A 17,100-nucleotide genomic window follows, 5' to 3' on the forward strand; every position below is an offset into this window, starting at 1 on the left:
CCGGTCACTTGGGGAGCAGCTCCCACAAAAGCCACAGGGGCGGCGCCAGCAGTGCCGCGGAAACGAGGCCCGCGACGAGCGACCTTCCCACCACCCGCAGCACGGTCCCCGGCCGCCGCTCCCCGCCGGACAGGTAGTGCGGTGGAACAGGACGCCCGCGGCCCGGGCGGGGTGTGGCCGGGCGGGGTGTGGCCGAGCGGCCCCCGGCCGGGCGGTACGCGGGGTTCCGGACAGTGCCGGCCTCCGGCGCCTGCGGACGGGTAAGGAGCTGCCCCAGCTGCGCGTAGAGCCTGAGGACCGAAGGTGCATCCAGCACGTCCGGCAGGTCGGTCACGGCGGAAGCAACGCAGTCGATCCCCCGCACCTCGATGCCCGAACCGGTGGTGCCCTGCATGTCCGGCTGTGCCGTCAGGCAGATCAGGGACCGGACCAGCCTCCGCCACGGCGCCGGCAGGACCGCGGCCACGGCGGCGGCCTGCGCCAGCGCCGTCTCCACCGCCGGGAACCGGTCATGGCCGTTCTGCCGGAGCGCGCCATCCACGACGTCGACATCCCCGGACCAGTTCTTGGCACTGACCACCACCACACCACCGGGTCCCACCAGGACATGCTCCAGCCGGGCCAGCGGGCGGCCGGGCCAATGGACGTCGTGCAGGAGGAACCAGCCGTACGGCCCCAGCTGGGCAAGCCTTTCGGCCACGAGATGGCTTTGCTCCGCACCTACAAGGCCGGCACCGGCAGGACCCGTACCAACGGGGCCGGTGGGGGCGAGGTCACGCTTCAGCCGCGCGATCCGTTCGGAGGCGAGCCTCGTCCGTTCGAATGCTGCATCTCCAGCCCCCATTGTTCACCTCTGCATTGCTCGCTCGTCTTCCAAATGACCGGCCCGATTCAACGAACCAAATCCCGGCTGTAAATGTCCCGGCCCGAAAGGCCGGACAAATTGCCGGCCCAAACGGGCCGAATTACCTGCCAGCGGATGGCACGGCTGAAATTCAGCCACAGGCTTCCGGGACGTTTCCGCTGGTCCGGACACCCGGCGTCGTACATGGCACCAGCCGTTCCTGCCGTTTGAACGTAACAGCCCCTTCAGGGGCGGGTATATAAGTACTTTTCAGCACTACTCAGTTTTTTATCGCGGATAAATGCAAGTAGTCCGGAAGAATTGGTGACATTCCGCGTCACAGGGGCCGGATTCCGGACACTTCGTGTTGCCGTTCGCCGTCGTCTGGCATGCTGGTGCCATGGCTAGCCGAGCGGGCACAGTTGCCCAACCCCAAGACCTTGTTGACCTGACCGCACTGCTCGACGCGTACTACGACGTCAAGCCTGACCTGGGGGACCCCGGCCAGCGCGTGGCCTTCGGAACCTCCGGGCACCGCGGATCAAGCCTGAAAGCGTCCTTCAATGAAGGGCATATCGTGGCGATCACGCAGGCGATCGTGGAGTACCGCGCCGGACAGGGCATCACCGGCCCGCTGTTCCTGGCCAAGGACACCCACGGACTGAGCGAACCGGCGCAGAACTCCGCCCTCGAGGTGCTGGCCGCAAATGGCGTAAACGTCCTCATCGACGCGCGGCACGGCTACACGCCCACCCCGGCACTGAGCCACGCCATCCTCACCTACAACCGCAACGCCCCTGCCGGGGCCCCGCAGGCCGACGGCATTGTTGTCACCCCCAGCCACAACCCGCCGGCCGACGGCGGCTTCAAGTACAACCCCCCGCACGGCGGCCCGGCCGACACCGATGCGACGGGCTGGATCGCCAACCGGGCCAACGAACTGCTGGAGAACGGGCTCCGCGGCGTGAAGCGGATTCCGCTGGCCCAGGCCCTCGAGGCCGAAACCACCGGAAAGTTCGACTTCCTCAGCAGCTATGTGGACGACCTGCCCTCCGTCCTGGACCTGGACGCCATCCGCAACGCCGGTGTGCGGATCGGGGCCGACCCCATGGGCGGCGCGTCCGTGGACTACTGGGGTGAAATCGGGGAACGCCACCAGCTGAACCTCACGGTAGTCAACCCCACGGTGGACCCGCAGTGGGCCTTCATGACCCTGGACTGGGACGAGAAGATCCGAATGGACTGCTCCTCCCCGTCGGCCATGGCCTCGCTCATCAACCGGATGTCTGTTGGTGCGGACGGGTCCGCCGCCTACGACGTCGCCACCGGAAATGACGCCGACGCCGACAGGCACGGCATCGTTACTCCTGACGGCGGCCTGATGAACCCCAACCACTACCTCGCGGTTGCCATCGACTACCTGTACCGCAACCGCAGCGGCTGGAACCCGAACTCCGTGGTGGGCAAGACCCTCGTGTCCTCCTCGATCATCGACCGCGTGGCGGGCGGGCTGGGCCGCAAGCTGGTGGAGGTGCCCGTGGGCTTCAAGTGGTTCGTCCCCGGCCTGCTCTCCGGCGAAGGCGCGTTCGGCGGCGAGGAATCGGCCGGCGCCTCGTTCAACAAGCGCGACGGCAGCGTCTGGACCACGGACAAGGACGGCATCCTGCTGGCCCTTCTGGCCTCGGAGATCACCGCTGTGACCGGCAAGTCGCCGTCCCAGCTCTACAAGGGCCTCACGGACCAGTTCGGCGCCCCGGTCTACGCACGGATCGACGCCGCCGCAACCCGGGACCAGAAGGCGGCACTCGGCAAACTGTCACCGGAGGATGTCACTGCCACCGAACTGGCCGGCGAGACGATCACGGCAAAGCTGACCAAGGCGCCGGGCAACGGCGCCTCCATCGGCGGCCTGAAGGTGGTCACCGAGAACGCATGGTTCGCGGCCCGCCCCTCCGGCACCGAGGACGTCTACAAGATCTATGCCGAGTCCTTCAAGGGCGCCGACCACCTCAAGCAGGTCCAGGCCGAAGCCAAGGCGCTGGTGGACGGGGTCATTTCCTAGGACTCAGCTGGGTTGAACCCGGAACCGGAAAGCGCCGGATGGCATCAGTTATCCGGCGCTTTCTTGCTGCTGTGCAGGCGCATCTGCGGCCGGACGGACCGGCTCAACAGGTCCAAACAGGACTACTATTGGAATTGGCCCGGATGCATGCCTTGCAGTTCTGAACTGCAAAAATACTGTCCCGAATGCCTCCGGAATGTCCCCCATATTGCCGGAGGCATTCCGCGTCCGGAGCCCAATAAGCCCCGGGCTTTTGCGCGGCGATCAGACCGTGCGGACCACGTCGTCGTAAGCGAACTTGGGCTTCGCTGCACCCCAGGCCTCGGGGCCGGGCTGGCCGATGTTGACCACCAGGAAGCTCTTCTGGTCGCCTGCCGGGAAGAACTCGGCGTCGATGGCGGCGAAATCCGCGCCGGTCATCGGACCGGCGGCGAAGCCGAGCGAGCGGACGGCCAGGATGAAGTAGCCGGCCTGCAGGTGGGCGTTGTTGTTGCCCGTGGAGGTGGCCAGGTCCGGGGAAGCGTCGTACATGGCCTTGGGGGCGTTGTAGCCGGGGAGGAAGCTGTCCCACTGTTCCTGCCAGGCGGTGTCGTAGCTGAGGATCGCCACGAGGGGTGCGGAGGCCGTCTTGGCCCGGTTGCCCGAGGACAGCGTGGGCACCAGCTTGGCGCGGGCCTCCTCCGAGCGTACGTAGGTGACGCGCAGCGGCTGGGAGTTGAAGGCCGTGGGGCCGAACTTGGTCAGCTCGTAGATGGCGCGGGCCTGCTGCTCGCTGACCTCGCCGGTGAACGCGTTGGCGGTGCGGGCTTCGGCGAAGATGGCATCCACTGCGGCGGAATCGATCACTGCTTCTTCATGGGCGATTGTCATTCGCGCCCCTTTCACTAGGCCGACGTCCCTGCGGGCGGCGTCGGGCAGTTCTGATTGCTTTCGTTGGGTCCAACCGGATTTAGCGGCACGCTCTTCCCCGTACAGCCAAATAGGCAGCGTGACGTTTGACACACCGGCGTCCTTTCCTTGCTGAACGGTGCTGCACACGCCCCAGGCCGGAAGCCCTCTCGCGCCCGCGTCCGGCGGGGTATCCTTGCTCCTGAAGATCCAGCCCGGCGAGCGGGCAAACTCCCCTCCGAAAGGCCCCGCCAATGAGCATGCTCGGATTCAAATGGAAGCTGCACGGCAACGGCAAGGCAGTCCGTCCGGGCGAGGTGGTGGCTCCCGGCGAACGGCTCGCGTGGCCGCTGACCATCGGCGTGGGGATGCAGCACGTTGTGGCCATGTTCGGAGCCACCTTCCTGGTGCCGATCATCACCGGCATGCCGCCGGCCACCACCCTCTTCTTCTCCGGCATCGGCACGCTTTTGTTCCTCGTGATCACCCAGGGCCGCGTTCCCAGCTACCTTGGCTCGAGCTTTGCGTTCATAGCACCCATCACGGCGTCCCAGCAGCAGTTTGGGATCCCCGGGGCGCTCGGCGGCGTGGTGCTGGCCGGCGCTGCCCTGGCCATCGTCGGTGCAATCGTGCAGAAGTTCGGCGCCGGCTGGATCAACCGGCTGATGCCTCCGATTGTCACCGGCGCCATCGTGGCCTTGATCGGGCTCAACCTGGCGCCCGCAGCCAAGAACAACTTTGACGCCGCCCCCGTGACCGCATTGGCGACGCTGGTGACCATCATCGCGGTGAGTGTGCTGTTCCGCGGGATTTTTGGCCGCCTCAGCATCCTGGTGGGCGTGGTGGTGGGCTATCTCGTGGCCATGCTCCGGGGCGAGGTGGACTACTCCAAGATGGATGCCGCCGCCTGGGTGGGCCTCCCCCAGTTCCAGACCCCTGAGTTCCACCTCGGCGTGGTGGGCCTGTTCGTTCCCGTGGTCCTGGTCCTCGTGGCTGAGAACATCGGCCACGTGAAATCCGTGTCCGCCATGACCGGCCAGAACCTCGACGGCGTCTCCGGTCGCGCCCTGATGGCCGACGGCGCCGCCACGGTGCTCGCCGGCTTTGGCGGCGGCTCCGGCACCACCACCTATGCGGAAAACATCGGCGTCATGGCCGCCACCAAGGTCTATTCCACGGCCGCCTACTGGGTGGCCGGCATCTTCGCCATCCTGCTGAGCTTCTCCCCGAAGTTCGGCGAACTGGTGGCCACCGTCCCGCCCGGCGTGCTGGGCGGCGCCGCCACCATGCTGTACGGCATGATCGGCGTCCTCGGCGTGAAGATCTGGGTCCAGAACAAGGTCAACTTTTCGAACCCGGTCAATCTGACCACGGCCGCCGTCTCCCTTATCATCGGCATCGCGGACTACACGTGGACCGTCGGGGACCTGAAGTTCACGGGCATCGCGCTCGGGTCCGCCGCAGCCTTGGTGATTTACCACGGCATGCGGGCCATCGCGAAGGCACGGGGCACTGCTGCCGAGCCGGAGACGGAGCAGCAGGGCCTGCCGCCCGCCGCCAAGGCCGCCATCAACGCCGCAGCAAAGAGGCAACCCAAGAAGCGCTAGCAATTCTGCTCCACTTTCGCGGCTTGGGCCCGAACAGCAAGGCCGCGGCGCCCTGTTTCGAGGTAGGGTGCCGCGGCCTCGCCGGTTTCAAAGTGGTGCAAAAATGCAGCAGACGGGGCGGGTTTATCCGGCGTCGAACGTTTCGTCGTCGTCGTTGGGTGACTTTTCCTTCGGCAGGTCGTTTCCGCTGCCGTCCGGAATGCCCGCAGCCTCCTGGTCCGGCTCCGAGGAAAACTGCCCGGCGCCCGATTCGTCAGCGTTGCCCTCGTCGATTTCGGCATCCGCCGAGGGCACGGCAGTGTCCCCGTCCTCGGCGCCCGCGCCCGGTGAGGCGTCCGGATCACGCGGCACCGGCGACTCACCGGGGACCGGATCAAAGCCCGCCACCGTGCTCTCACTCTCGGCGTGCAGCTGCTCGTCCGTTCCGCCGAAGCGTCCTGCCCCGGGCTCGCCCGAGCTGTCCTGGTCCTCCTCGGCGAAGTGGCTGAGGTTCGGCGTGCCGGTCTGGAAGGTCTCTCCCTCCGGGCTGTTCTGGTTCAGGCCCGCCGCGTCGAAGTCTTCCTCTTCCCGCGGCTGGGCGAACTGCTGGCCGCCGGCTTCCTGTTCTACGGTGGGGGTGCCGTAGCCTCCCACTTCCTCTTCAGGGGCTGCGTGCTGGTTGTCCTGGCTCATCTGTTCCTCCTGCTTGGTGGGGAATTCGGGCTGCCGGTTGTTCGAACCTAACGCAGGTTTGAGGAGCAAGTCCACCACCTGAGGCAAAGCTAGTCAGTAAACTTAGCATTTGTTGAATTAGGGCAGACTTGAGCCTAGGTTTGAGGCAAGTGCGCACGCTGCAGGCCAGACAGAGGAGGCTTCATGACCGATCCGGACGCCCCGGCCGGCAGCGGCCGGAACGAGACCCGCGAAGAGCAACTGGACCGGAACTGGATGGAACTGATCCAGGAGCTGCGGGTCCTGCAGACGGGCGTCCAGATCCTTGCCGGCTTCCTGCTGACACTGCCGTTCCAGCAGCGCTTTGAGACCCTCGATGACTTCCAAATCACGCTCTACCTCGTGAATGTGGCCCTTGCCGCGCTGACCACTGCGTTCATCCTCCTGCCGGTGAGCGTCCACCGCCGCCTGTTCCGGAAGCGGCTCAAGGCAACCCTCGTGGCCAGCGCCGACAACATCACCAAGATCGCCCTCGGCGGGGTGGCCGCCCTCAGCGTGGGAACAGCCGCGCTGGTGTTCGACGTAACGGCCGGGCGCAGGGTGGGCTTGATCGCCGGTGGCATTCTGTTCGCGGTACTGGCCATCCTCCTGGTGTACATTCCCATGCACCTGCACCGGCAGGCCAAGAAGGAAGGAGTCTGAGCGGGCGCTCAGGCCCCTTCCAGCACCTGGCGCGTGGCCCACGCGAGGTATTTGCCGGCGTCGGAGATTGCCTCCTGCGGGCTGGGTGCGACGTCCAGCAGCTGCGCCGCAGCCACCACGCCGTGTTCGGCCAGCTCCTCCGGTGTGACCAGGATCCGCCCGGCCACCGCGACCACGGGGATGCCGCGCTCCCATGCGGCCTCGGCGAGCGCGATCGGCGCCTTGCCGGTGAGCGACTGCGAGTCCATGGAGCCCTCGCCGGTGATCACCAGGTCGGCGTCGGCAAGCTTCTCGGCCAGCCCCGTCAGTCCGGCGACCAGCGCGAAGCCGCCTTCCAGCGTGGCCTGGGTGAAGGCGAGGAACGACGCCGGGAAGCCGCCGGCGGCGCCGGCGCCCTGGACGTTGACGTCCCGGCCCGTCGCCTCCCGGAGGAGGGATGCCCAGTTGCGCAGGCCGGCGTCGAGCTTCTCCATCGCATCGTCGTCGGCGCCCTTCTGGCGGCCGAAGACGTGCGCGGCGCCAGCGGGTCCGTACAGCGGGCTTTGGACGTCGACGGCGATCCGGAACTGAACGGCGGAGAGCCGCGGATCCAGCCCAGTGACGTCCAGGGAAACCGCGTCGGCCAGTGAGCCGCCGCCCAGCGGCACCACGTTCCCGGCGGCGTCGAGCGGCTTGAGGCCCAGCGCGCGCAGGGCGCCGCTGCCGCCATCGGTCATGGCAGAGCCGCCGACGCCCAGCACGATTTCGGTGGCGCCGGCGTCGAGGGCAGCGGCGATGAGTTGCCCGCAGCCGTAGCTGTGCGCCCGCAGGGAATTCTCCGGCGTCGGCTCCATGTGGGCCAGGCCGGAAGCCTGTGCCGTCTCGATGACTGCGGTGGTGGCGCCGGACCCGTCCTTCCGAAGCGCCCAGGCGGCACCGATCGGGGCCAGGATGGGACCAACGACGGCGTTGATCCGCTCCTCGTAGCCGGCGGCGACGGCGGCTTCCAGGGTCCCTTCGCCGCCGTCGGCCACCGGGAACTGGGTGGTCACGGCGTCCGGGTAGACGCGGAGCGCGCCCTCGGCGATGGCGGCGGCGGCTTCGACGGCGGTGAGGGATCCCTTGAACTTGTCAGGGGCGATGAGGATACGCATGCCCCTATCCTGCCATTCCCACACGGGAATGCGCTTGCCCGTTCCGTCATGCGGTCAGCTGCGGGACTCCTCCTGACCTGCATAGGCGTCCAGCAATGCCGCCGCGCCCTCCCCGGATCCGCCTTCTTCGGCGAGGGCTGACCGCATGTCGTCCAGCTTTTCCGCCCCGGCCGGAAACGGCGGCAGAAGGGGCACATCCGGGTCGGTCAGGACCTCGATTACCACCGGGCGCTCCGCCGCGAGCGCCCGGTCCCACGCTCCGGCAAGCCGCTCCGGTGATTCAACGCGGATGCCCGTCAGCCCCAGCAGCTCCGCGTATCCGGCGTAGGGGAAGTCCGGGATTTCCTGGCTGTCCGGGAACCTCGGCTCGGACTCGGTTTCCCGCTGCTCCCACGTGACCTCGGCCAGCTCACGGTTGTTGAAGACGCACACCACGAAGCGCGGGTCGGACCACTGCCGCCAGCGGTGTGCCACGGTGACCAGCTCGGCGATGCCGGCCATCTGCATGGCACCGTCGCCGGCCAGGGCGACCACCGGCCTGTCCGGCCGGGCCAGCTTGGCCGCGATCCCGTAAGGAACCGAGCAGCCCATGCTGGCGAGTGTCCCGGAAAGGTGCGCCGGCACTCCCGCCGGAAGGGTCAGCTGGCGGGCGTACCAGTAAACGCAGCTCCCGACGTCGACACTAACCTGGGCGTTGCTCGGCAGCCGGCCGCTGAGCTCGCGGACCACGAGCTCGGGGTTGACGGGCTTGGCCGGAACGCGGGAGCGCTCCTCGGCGAGGGCACGCCAGCTGCGGACCTGCTCCTCCACGTTCGCGCGCCACTGCTTGCGGGCCTCCGCGTTTGCCTGCCCGCCCGGCTGGCCGCCTGCGCCGTTCAGCAGCCCGGCGAGCCTCGCAAGGGTTTCGGCGGCATCGCCCACGAGGCCCACCTCGACTGGGTAGCGGTTGCCAACCTTCCGGCCGTCGATATCCACCTGGACTGCCCGGGCAGCACCCGGTTTCGGATAGAACTCGGTCCAGGGGTCGTTGGAGCCGATGATCAGGAGGGTGTCGCAGTTCCCCATCAGATGGGCGCTGGCCGTGGAACCGAGGTGCCCCATGGTGCCGGCCGCGAACGGCAGCGTTTCATCCATGTACGGCTTTCCCAGGAGGCTGGTGGTGATGCCGGCGTCCAGCTGTTCCGCCAGGGCGATCACCTCAGCCTGGGCATTCTTGGCACCCTGGCCCAACAGGAAGGCCACCTTGCTGCCGGCTGCCAGCACCTCGGCGGCCCGGGCCAGGTCGTCATCGCGGGGCAGCACCCTGGCGGGCTGCCATTCGGGCGCGGTGACGATGATGCCGTGTTCCTGGCCGAGCTCGGGCGCCGGGGCCTTCTGGATATCGTGCGGCACAATCACAACGCACGGGGTGCGGGTTTCGAGGGCCGTGCGGAAGGCGCGGTCCAGCACCATGGGAAGCTGCTCCGGGGTGCTGACCATCTGCGCAAACTGCGCCGCCACATCCTTGAAGAGGGTGAGCAGGTCGATTTCCTGCATGTAGGCCGACCCGAGCACGCTGCGGCTCTGCTGGCCGATGATGGCCACCACCGGCACGCCGTCCAGCTTGGCGTCGTAGAGCCCGTTGAGGAGGTGCACCGCGCCCGGCCCCTGGGTGGATGTCACCACGCCCACCTGGCCGGTGTACTTGGCATGCCCGACGGCCATGAACGCTGCCGTTTCCTCATGCCGGGCCTGGACGAATTCGACGCCGGAACCATCGACCTCCCCAGTGCTGCGACGCAGGGCGCCCATGAAGCCGTTGATGCCGTCCCCGCTGTAGCCGAAGACCCTGTTGACGCCCCAGGCTTTGAGGCGCTCCACCATTACGTCGGCAACCAGCCGGTCAGCCATCGCACGCTCCTTCTGATAGTCGCTTATTCGTCGTGCCCCTGGTCGCCGCTCATCTGGTCTTCTGCGGGCGGCGTCTCCCCGGGCGGCACGCCTCCGCCGGGTTCGAGCCCCGTGACGTTGCCGTTCAAGGGGTCGGGGTTGGGCGTGGCGGCCGAGTCCCCGCCGTCGTCATTACTGTCCGCGGCGTCCCGGTTGTTGTCGGCGTCCCGGTCCGGATTGGCCGGGTCATACTCGGGGTGGTAGCTGCTCATGTTCCTGCGGTCCTCCTTGATTCAGGCCGCCGGTGTGGCGACGGACTTCTGTAACGGACTCATGCTGCCGGGGTCCGGCAACACTGGACTAATTGTAAGCATGCTGATAATTCCGGAACAGTCAGATGCCACACAGTCCGGCCACGCCGGAACGTATCGAAGGAGCAAACTGATGGGAATCGGCGACAGCATTGGCAAGGCAGCGGAAAACGCGATGGAGGACCTGGCGCAGACGTCCGATCCTACTGATGACGCCCATGTTCCTGAGCCCGGAGCTGAGGACGACGGCATCCAGGTCCACTCCTCCATCAGCGAAGGCTCCAACGCCGCCGACGAGTCAGCCGGGGCGCCCACGTCCGGCGGCATCGGCGCGGCAGGACTCCCCGACCCGGATCCGGAGGAACTGCGGGCCGATCCTTCCGAAGGGGACCAGGACCCGGGCACCGGCCTGGGACGCGGTTAGTTCACTTAGCTAACCCCACTGTCCGCGCGACTGTAGGACATCCTTCAGGAGGTCGGCACGGTCGGAGACGAGCCCGTCCACGCCGAGATCGAGCAGCCGGTGCATCTCGGCGGGGTTGTTGATGGTCCAGACGTGCACATACAGCCCGAGCTGATGCGCCCGGCGCACAAATCCCGGCGTGACGACGGGAATGGCCCGGTACCGGACCGGCACCTGCAGGGCATCGACGCCGTGCAGGGCCCGGCGCAGGACGGCCCTCACCGGAGACCCCAGCGCGGGAACGGACAGCAGCGGTCCCAGCACCAGGAAGAGGGCGTTCGCCAAGGTGCCCGCAGAGGCTGCGGTCCTGCGGCTGAGCTGCTTCACAACCGCGCGGCGCCGGCGGTCGGAGAAACTGGCGATCAGCACACGGTCGTGGACCTGATGGCGCTCGATCGCGGCCACGACGCTGGGGACGGAGTGCCAGTCCTTGACGTCAAGATTGAACCGCGCATCCGGAAACGCGGCCACAAGTTCGTCGAACGTGGGCACGGGCTCCGTCCCGCCGATCCGCACCCGCCGCACCTCGTCCGCGGTGAGGTCATGGATCCTGCCATGGCCGTCGGTGACCCGGCCCAGGGTGCGGTCGTGGAAAAGGAGCAGTTCGCCGTCGGACGTGGTGTGGACGTCCGTCTCCAGGTGGGAAAAACCAAGCTCGACGGCGGCGCGGAACGCCGCCAGGGTGTTCTCCAGGCCCGCCAGCGAAAATCCGCGGTGTGCCATGGCCACGGGGTTTCCGGATCCGGGAACAGGTCCGGAGAAGTAGGGCAGCGTTCCCGTCATCCCCGAAGCTTAACGGAGCACCCTCAGGCCGGCAGGATCTCCACGCCGTCGCTGCAGTGCAGCAGCGTGCGGCCGCGGCCGCCGTCGAGATCCACCCACACCACGGTACGGTCCGGCGTGACGGCCGATACGCGGCCGCCGGTTTCAAATCCCGGCGCCAGCCGGACGCTGACCCGGTCACCCTCGCGCAGCGCCGACCAGTGCGCGGACGGCTCCACGGGACGCAGCGGAGCCTCGGCGGCATTTTTGGTCTTTTTCCTGGCCACGATGTCCCCTATCGGTCACTCACCCAACAGGCCACACCCTATGGGGCGCACATGAACGCAAGTTGACTGCCAGCCGGGAGTTCGGTGGCAGGCAGACGACGGCCGGCTTACGGCAGCTGGAGGCCCAGAGCGGCGAGCTTTTCCTCGAGAATCTGGGCCACGCCGTCGTCGTCAAAGTGCGGCGCCTGCTGGCCGGCGGCCCGGATCGCCTCCGGATGCCCGCTGGCCATGGCGTAGCCGTGGCCAGCCCAGCGGAGCATCTCGATGTCGTTCGGCATATCGCCGAACGCCACGACGTCCGCGGCATCGATCCCCAGCGAGGCAGCGTAGTCAGCCAGAGTGACGGCCTTGTTGATCCCCGGCACAGCGAGCTCCAGCATGGCGACGGTGGGCGCCGAGTGCGTCACCGATGCGAGGTTCCCGACGGCGGGGCCCACCTCCGCGAGGAACTCGTCGGCCGTGCCTTCGCGGACAATCGCCAGGAACTTGACGACGGCGTCTTCCGCGGTGAGCGTCGAGGCCAGCGGAGCAGGGGTGAATTCGGAAAGCAGCTCGCTCGAGCCGTTTTCGATGAAGCCGGGCTCGAGGTGGAAGCCGGTGAGCGTTTCGGCGGCGAAGAGGGCGGTGGGGCGCACGTTCTTGATGATCCGCCGGATTTCGAAAATGTCGTTGATGGCCATGGTCTGCGCCGAGACAACCTTGTCCGCCTCCAGGTCCCACACCACGGCGCCGTTCGAACAGATCACCGTACCCGTGTGGCCCAGTTGTTCCTCGAGCGGGTGCAGCCAGCGCGGCGGGCGGCCGGTGACAAAGACGAGTTCGACGCCGGCACTCCGGCAGGCGTGGAAGGCACGGACGGTGCGGTCACTGATTCTTCCGTCGTGCCCAAGGATCGTTCCGTCTATGTCACTCGCTACCAACCGCATGCTGCCAGTTTACGTGGGCCGGGCCGGATGCTCTCCGCGGCAGGAGACACCGCCTCAGGAGACGGGGAGGCTCACCGTCACCGTGGTCCCCTTGCCCGGCGCACTCCGCAGGCTGATGGAACCGCCATGGCCCTCCACGATGGTCTTGCTGATTGGCAGCCCCAAGCCGGCGCCGGGGATGGCAGTGTCGCGGGAGCGGGCGGACCGGAAGAACTTGGTGAACGCCTGCTCCTGTTCCTGCCCGTCCATGCCCATGCCGGTGTCAGCAATGGAGCAGACAACGTTGCTGTTCGCCCGGTGGGCACGGGCAATGACCCTTCCCCCGTCCGGCGAAAACTTGATTGCGTTGGACACCAGGTTGCCGAACACCTGTCGGATCCGCACGGGATCGACGCGGGCCGTCAGGGGCTCCTCCACGTCGAGGACGAGTTCCACACCATTGACGGCGGCCTTGGCGTGAGACGAGGCCACGACGCCGGCCAGCAGGGTGGCCACGTCAGCGTCCTGCAGGGTCAGTTCGATCCGCTCCGAGGCAACGGCGATCAGATCGTTCACGAGGCCCAGCAGGTGGTGGGCGTTGCGCTGCACGATCCTCAGTTCCTCCCCGATGTCCTCGTGGCCGGGCTCGTCGAGGACGAGCTCGAGGTAGCCGAGGATGGACGTCAGCGGGGTCCGGAGCTCGTGGGAGACTGTGGCCACGAAGTTGTCCTTGGCCGACAGTGCACGGATCAGTGCTGTGACTTCAGCGAAGGTGATCACGGCACCTGCATGGTTTCCATTGGTGGAAACCATGCTGCGGGCCGTGACGGAGTACGCGCGCATCTCCTCACCCTCGCCCGCCCAGTACAGCTCGTCGGTGAACGTCTCGCCGCCGGCGGCACGCGCCGTCGGGAAGCGTTCCGGCGGCACCGGGGTAGTGCGGTCGGCGTGGAACAGCCGCGGCTGGTTGGCTGAAAGACGGGACAGTGCCGCGTCCGTCTCCAGCGCCTTGTTGGTCAGCACGTCCTTTCCGTCCTGGTCCACGACCCACACAGCCACATTGACTGTGGAGAGCACAGCATCCAGCAGCCGCTGCCGGCGGATGCTCTCGGCAGCCGTCTCGGCCAGGGCTTCGTCCTTTCTGACCAGGATCTGGCGCTGGCGGTAGAGCGTGCCCGCCACCACGTGGGCCGTGACCGCAATCGCGGCCATGACGAGGGGCAGGAAAATCGTTCGGATCATCGACCCCTGCGTGGGCGGGGTGCCGAGGGCCGCTGCCGGCACCAGAGTGCTGAGGACGGTGGCGGCCACGGCGAGGACGACGCCGGCCCGGTTGCGGTCCACGGACAGCCAGATGACGGGAAAAACCAGCAGGAGACTCAAAACGTTGAAGTTGGGGCCGCCGGCCTCCCGCGTGAAGCCGATGGCCACGCAGTCCAGCGCCGGAATCACGGCGTAGGCGCCCCTCGGCAGCCTGCCCCAGGGCACGGCCACGCTCAGCACGAAAAGGGAGGTATGGGCCAGCAAGGCGAGCTGGAAGCGCGGATCTGCCAGCGTTTCGGGGTGAAAGACCCTGGCGGCGGCAATTACCAGCACAACGGTCACCGAAAGGGGCAGCTGCCGGACAACGACGCGGCCGCGCTCTCCAAGGCGGCCAAAGAATGCATCCACCCTGTCGGCCAGATCAGCCTTGCCGGCCGAATCAGCCTTACCGGCCGGTTCAGTGCCAGCGTCGCCGCCAGGCTGAAGCTCCGGCTGGACGTCCCGTTCCGCTACACGACTCATCAGTCTCTTCCCCCCGGAGCAGCATGAAGTAAAGCCTCCGGCTGCTTGAAGGGCACTGGTCACAGAATAACCTGCAAGAGGCAGCCGGGCGGAAGCTGGCGCGAGACAATCCCGGCTTTACCGGGCTGTTCTTACGAGGCCAATCCCTTCCGGGCGCTGTGCTGCATGACGCTGTGCTCCCGGTCGCTGTCCTGCCGGGGCGGCGCGGTGGACTCCCTGACCACCAGCTGGGTGGCAAGCTCCACCCTTCGCGAGTCCAGCAGCTCCCCGCGCATCTGGCGCAGGACGAACCGCAGTGCGGTGGCACCCATCTCCTGCAGCGGCTGGGAAACCGACGTCAGCGGCGGCACCGACTCCTCGGCCTGGTACGTGCCGTCGAAGCCCACCAGGCTCATGTCCTCAGGCACCCGGATTCCCTGCCGGCGCGCTTCGGCGAGCACACCCAGGGCAATGCTGTCGCTGCCGGCAAAGATGGCCGTTGGGGGCTGGTCGAGTCCAAGCAGGTGCTTCATGCCTTTCGCGCCGTGTTCCGACCGGAACTGGCCCGACAGGACATAGTCGTCTTCGACACCCACCCCCGCCGACCTCATGGCCGCCATAAAGCCGTGCAGCCTCGCCTGGTTGCATTCGGCCGCATCGGGCCCGCCGAGAAAAGCGATCCGGCGATGCCCCAGCTCCAGCAGGTGTGAGGTGGCCGCCTTGCCGCCTGCCCAGTTGCTCGCACCGACACTGACCACGTCCCCGGGCGGCGGATTCAGGGGATCGATGACCACCACGGGGATTTTCCGCCGGTGAAAGGCATCCAGCTGGGCGTCCCCGAAGGCTGAAGTCACGACGATCATGCCGCACCGGCCCTCGTCGACGATCCGCTGGGCACGCTGCTCCGGGGTCAGGGTCGAGGCGCCCTGCTTGCCTGTGACATTCAGCAGCACCTCAATGTCCGAGGCGGCTGCGGACTCCACCACGCCGTTGAGCACTTCTACGGCATAGCCGGATTCCAGGTTATCGATGACCACCTCGACCATTTGCCGGCCCGAGACGTTCCGGCGGTTCTGCAGCGGCGACTTGTACCCGGTCCGCGCGAGCGCGGTCAGCACTTTCGCACGAGTGTCCGCAGAGACGTCGTCCCTGCCATTGATCACCTTGGAGACGGTCGGCGTGGAAACGCCCGCCTCCCGCGCAACGGCCGCCAACGTCAGCTTGCCTTGAGATTCGGTCCTGGACATCAATTTCCCTTTTCGAAAGATTTCGAGACCTCAGTCTGCAGGCTTCTTACTGGTTCGTCAACGGCCCGTCGCCATTCGGATGCGCTGTTTGACCCTTGACGCATCGACGACTCCTCGTTATGTTTTATCTCACACCGCAAGTTTTATCGAAATATTTCGAAACTACGGTGGACCTCTCAACTAACAGTTCATGGGCAGTGCCGCCTGACTCCAGGCGGGCTCCTGTAAGGCAGAGCCGGGCTATCAGCGTCGAGCCCGATGGATGAATGGAAATGTTTAGATGACAACTCGAAAGTTGCGCTCAGTCGCGATGGCAATCTCCGCAGCCGCCCTCTCCGTGAGCCTGGCCGCCTGTGGCTCCAGCGGCCCTGCAGGATCCACCGCCGGCGGTGACGGTACAGCCTCCATGTGGGGCCTGACGGGCGGAAACCAGCCAGTGCTGCAGAAATCCGTCGAGGCCTGGAACAGCGCGCACTCCGACCAGTCCATCAAACTGGACTTCTTCGCCAACGATGCCTACAAGACCAAGGTCCGCACCGCCGTCGGTGCCGGCGAAGGCCCCACCTTTATCTACGGCTGGGGCGGGGGTGTCCTGAAGTCGTACGTCGATGCAGGCCAGGTGGAGGACCTCTCGGCCTTCGTCAAGGAGAACCCCGGGGTAAAGGACCGCTATCTTCCTTCCGTCCTGAAGAACGGCGAGATCAACGGCAAGACCTACGCCCTGCCCAACAACAACGTCCAGCCCGTGGTCCTTTACTACAACAAGGAAGTCTTCGACAAGGTGGGCGCGCAGCCGCCGAAGACCTGGGACGAACTGATGGCACTCGTGCCCAAATTCAAGGACGCCGGAGTCGCCCCGTTCTCCCTCGGTGGCCAGTCAAAGTGGCCGGACCTGATGTGGCTGGAGTACCTCGTTGAGCGCATCGGCGGGCCCGAGGTCTTCGCGAACATCGCCGCGGACAAGCCCAACGCGTGGTCGGATCCCGCAGTGACCGAGGCGCTGACCAAGATCCAGCAACTGGTGGATGCCGGCGGCTTCGTGAACGGCTTCTCCTCCATCGCCGCGGACAGCAACGCGGACCAGGCCCTGCTCTACACGGGCAAGGCGGCAATGGTCCTGCAGGGCGGCTGGATCTACCAGGGCATGAAGAAGGACGCCGGCAGCTTCGTCACGGGAGGCAAGCTCGGCTTCACCACTTTCCCCACCGTTGAGGGCGGCAAGGGCGACCCCGCCAACGTGGTGGGCAACCCCTCCAACTTCTGGTCGATCTCCGCGAAAGCCACCGACGAGCAGAAGAAGGCCGCCCTCGAGTACGTCAAGGACGGCATGTTCACCGGCGCCGATACCGATGCCCTCATTGCCTCCGGAGCCGTTCCAGTGATCAACGGCATCGAAAGCAAGCTCGAAGCCTCACCCGACAAGGACTTCCTGACCTTCATTTACGGTCTCGCCAAGGACGCGCCGAGCTTCACCCTCTCCTGGGACCAGGCGCTGAGCCCGGCCCAGGGCGACGCGATGCTGTCCAACCTTGACCAGATCTTCCTCAAGAAGATCACCCCCGAGCAGTTCGTCGCCACGATGAACGCCACGATCGGGAAGTAGCG

Annotated in this window: 16 protein-coding genes; 5 read left to right on the forward strand and 11 right to left on the reverse strand. The window is 66.8% G+C overall.

All coding sequences use genetic code 11. From position 1 onward, the window contains the following. Positions 1–4: 4 nt before the first annotated feature. A complete protein-coding gene (locus ACFRAU_RS01400; protein ID WP_377995307.1) occupies positions 5–844 on the reverse strand; it encodes an NERD domain-containing protein in 840 nt (279 codons plus the stop codon). A gap of 400 nt (positions 845–1,244) precedes the next feature. Here ACFRAU_RS01400 and pgm point away from each other — a divergent pair, with 400 nt between their 5' ends. Beyond that, positions 1,245–2,906, forward strand: coding sequence for a phosphoglucomutase (alpha-D-glucose-1,6-bisphosphate-dependent) (gene pgm, locus ACFRAU_RS01405; RefSeq protein ID WP_377995308.1), 1,662 nt, complete (start codon positions 1,245–1,247; stop codon positions 2,904–2,906). A 264-nt stretch (positions 2,907–3,170) separates the two neighbouring features. On the opposite strand, the gene ACFRAU_RS01410 is transcribed toward pgm, so the two are convergent. Then, positions 3,171–3,776: a malonic semialdehyde reductase gene (locus ACFRAU_RS01410; RefSeq protein WP_377998478.1), complete on the reverse strand. Its 606-nt coding sequence runs from the start codon at positions 3,774–3,776 to the stop codon at positions 3,171–3,173. Positions 3,777–4,048: 272 nt separating this feature from the next. Between ACFRAU_RS01410 and ACFRAU_RS01415 the strand changes: the two genes are divergently transcribed. Beyond that, positions 4,049–5,401 carry a uracil-xanthine permease family protein gene (locus ACFRAU_RS01415; protein ID WP_377998479.1) on the forward strand — a complete coding sequence of 451 codons (1,353 nt, stop codon included), beginning with the start codon at positions 4,049–4,051 and terminating at the stop codon, positions 5,399–5,401. Between the two features lie 123 nt (positions 5,402–5,524). On the opposite strand, the gene ACFRAU_RS01420 is transcribed toward ACFRAU_RS01415, so the two are convergent. Continuing rightward, positions 5,525–6,073 (reverse strand): hypothetical protein, encoded by a 549-nt coding sequence (locus ACFRAU_RS01420; protein ID WP_377998582.1) that lies wholly within the window; start codon positions 6,071–6,073, stop codon positions 5,525–5,527. A 183-nt stretch (positions 6,074–6,256) separates the two neighbouring features. On the opposite strand from ACFRAU_RS01420, the gene ACFRAU_RS01425 reads away from it, so the two are divergent. Next, positions 6,257–6,754 carry a DUF6328 family protein gene (locus tag ACFRAU_RS01425; RefSeq protein ID WP_377998480.1) on the forward strand — a complete coding sequence of 166 codons (498 nt, stop codon included), beginning with the start codon at positions 6,257–6,259 and terminating at the stop codon, positions 6,752–6,754. Positions 6,755–6,762: 8 nt separating this feature from the next. On the opposite strand, the gene ACFRAU_RS01430 is transcribed toward ACFRAU_RS01425, so the two are convergent. From ACFRAU_RS01430 to ACFRAU_RS01440, 3 genes are read right to left on the reverse strand one after another with little or no spacing between them, the layout of a single operon-like run. Beyond that, the gene (locus ACFRAU_RS01430; RefSeq protein WP_377998481.1) at positions 6,763–7,887 is read right to left on the reverse strand and encodes a glycerate kinase; all 1,125 of its coding nucleotides are present in this window, start codon (positions 7,885–7,887) and stop codon (positions 6,763–6,765) included. A 54-nt stretch (positions 7,888–7,941) separates the two neighbouring features. Then, a complete protein-coding gene (locus tag ACFRAU_RS01435; RefSeq protein WP_377998482.1) occupies positions 7,942–9,777 on the reverse strand; it encodes a thiamine pyrophosphate-requiring protein in 1,836 nt (611 codons plus the stop codon). Between the two features lie 23 nt (positions 9,778–9,800). Next, entirely contained in the window at positions 9,801–10,028 is a 228-nt protein-coding gene (locus ACFRAU_RS01440; protein ID WP_377995315.1) for a DUF6480 family protein, read from the reverse strand. Between the two features lie 172 nt (positions 10,029–10,200). On the opposite strand from ACFRAU_RS01440, the gene ACFRAU_RS01445 reads away from it, so the two are divergent. After that, the gene (locus tag ACFRAU_RS01445) at positions 10,201–10,491 is read left to right on the forward strand and encodes a hypothetical protein (RefSeq protein ID WP_377998483.1); all 291 of its coding nucleotides are present in this window, start codon (positions 10,201–10,203) and stop codon (positions 10,489–10,491) included. Positions 10,492–10,500: 9 nt separating this feature from the next. On the opposite strand, the gene ACFRAU_RS01450 is transcribed toward ACFRAU_RS01445, so the two are convergent. The 5 genes from ACFRAU_RS01450 to ACFRAU_RS01470 form a co-directional block, all read right to left on the reverse strand. Further along, positions 10,501–11,313, reverse strand: coding sequence for a glycerophosphodiester phosphodiesterase (locus ACFRAU_RS01450; RefSeq protein WP_377998484.1), 813 nt, complete (start codon positions 11,311–11,313; stop codon positions 10,501–10,503). 23 nt (positions 11,314–11,336) lie between these two features. Beyond that, entirely contained in the window at positions 11,337–11,579 is a 243-nt protein-coding gene (locus tag ACFRAU_RS01455) for a hypothetical protein (RefSeq protein ID WP_377995318.1), read from the reverse strand. 107 nt (positions 11,580–11,686) lie between these two features. Continuing rightward, positions 11,687–12,505 (reverse strand): HAD family hydrolase, encoded by an 819-nt coding sequence (locus ACFRAU_RS01460; protein WP_377998485.1) that lies wholly within the window; start codon positions 12,503–12,505, stop codon positions 11,687–11,689. Positions 12,506–12,559: 54 nt separating this feature from the next. Beyond that, a complete protein-coding gene (locus ACFRAU_RS01465; protein ID WP_377998486.1) occupies positions 12,560–14,269 on the reverse strand; it encodes a sensor histidine kinase in 1,710 nt (569 codons plus the stop codon). 131 nt (positions 14,270–14,400) lie between these two features. Beyond that, the gene (locus tag ACFRAU_RS01470) at positions 14,401–15,495 is read right to left on the reverse strand and encodes a LacI family DNA-binding transcriptional regulator (RefSeq protein ID WP_377998487.1); all 1,095 of its coding nucleotides are present in this window, start codon (positions 15,493–15,495) and stop codon (positions 14,401–14,403) included. Positions 15,496–15,775: 280 nt separating this feature from the next. On the opposite strand from ACFRAU_RS01470, the gene ACFRAU_RS01475 reads away from it, so the two are divergent. After that, a complete protein-coding gene (locus ACFRAU_RS01475) occupies positions 15,776–17,098 on the forward strand; it encodes an extracellular solute-binding protein (protein ID WP_377998488.1) in 1,323 nt (440 codons plus the stop codon). Positions 17,099–17,100: the final 2 nt, after the last annotated feature.

This window comes from Arthrobacter sp. NPDC056691, assembly GCF_042791415.1.
Lineage (GTDB): Bacteria > Actinomycetota > Actinomycetes > Actinomycetales > Micrococcaceae > Arthrobacter.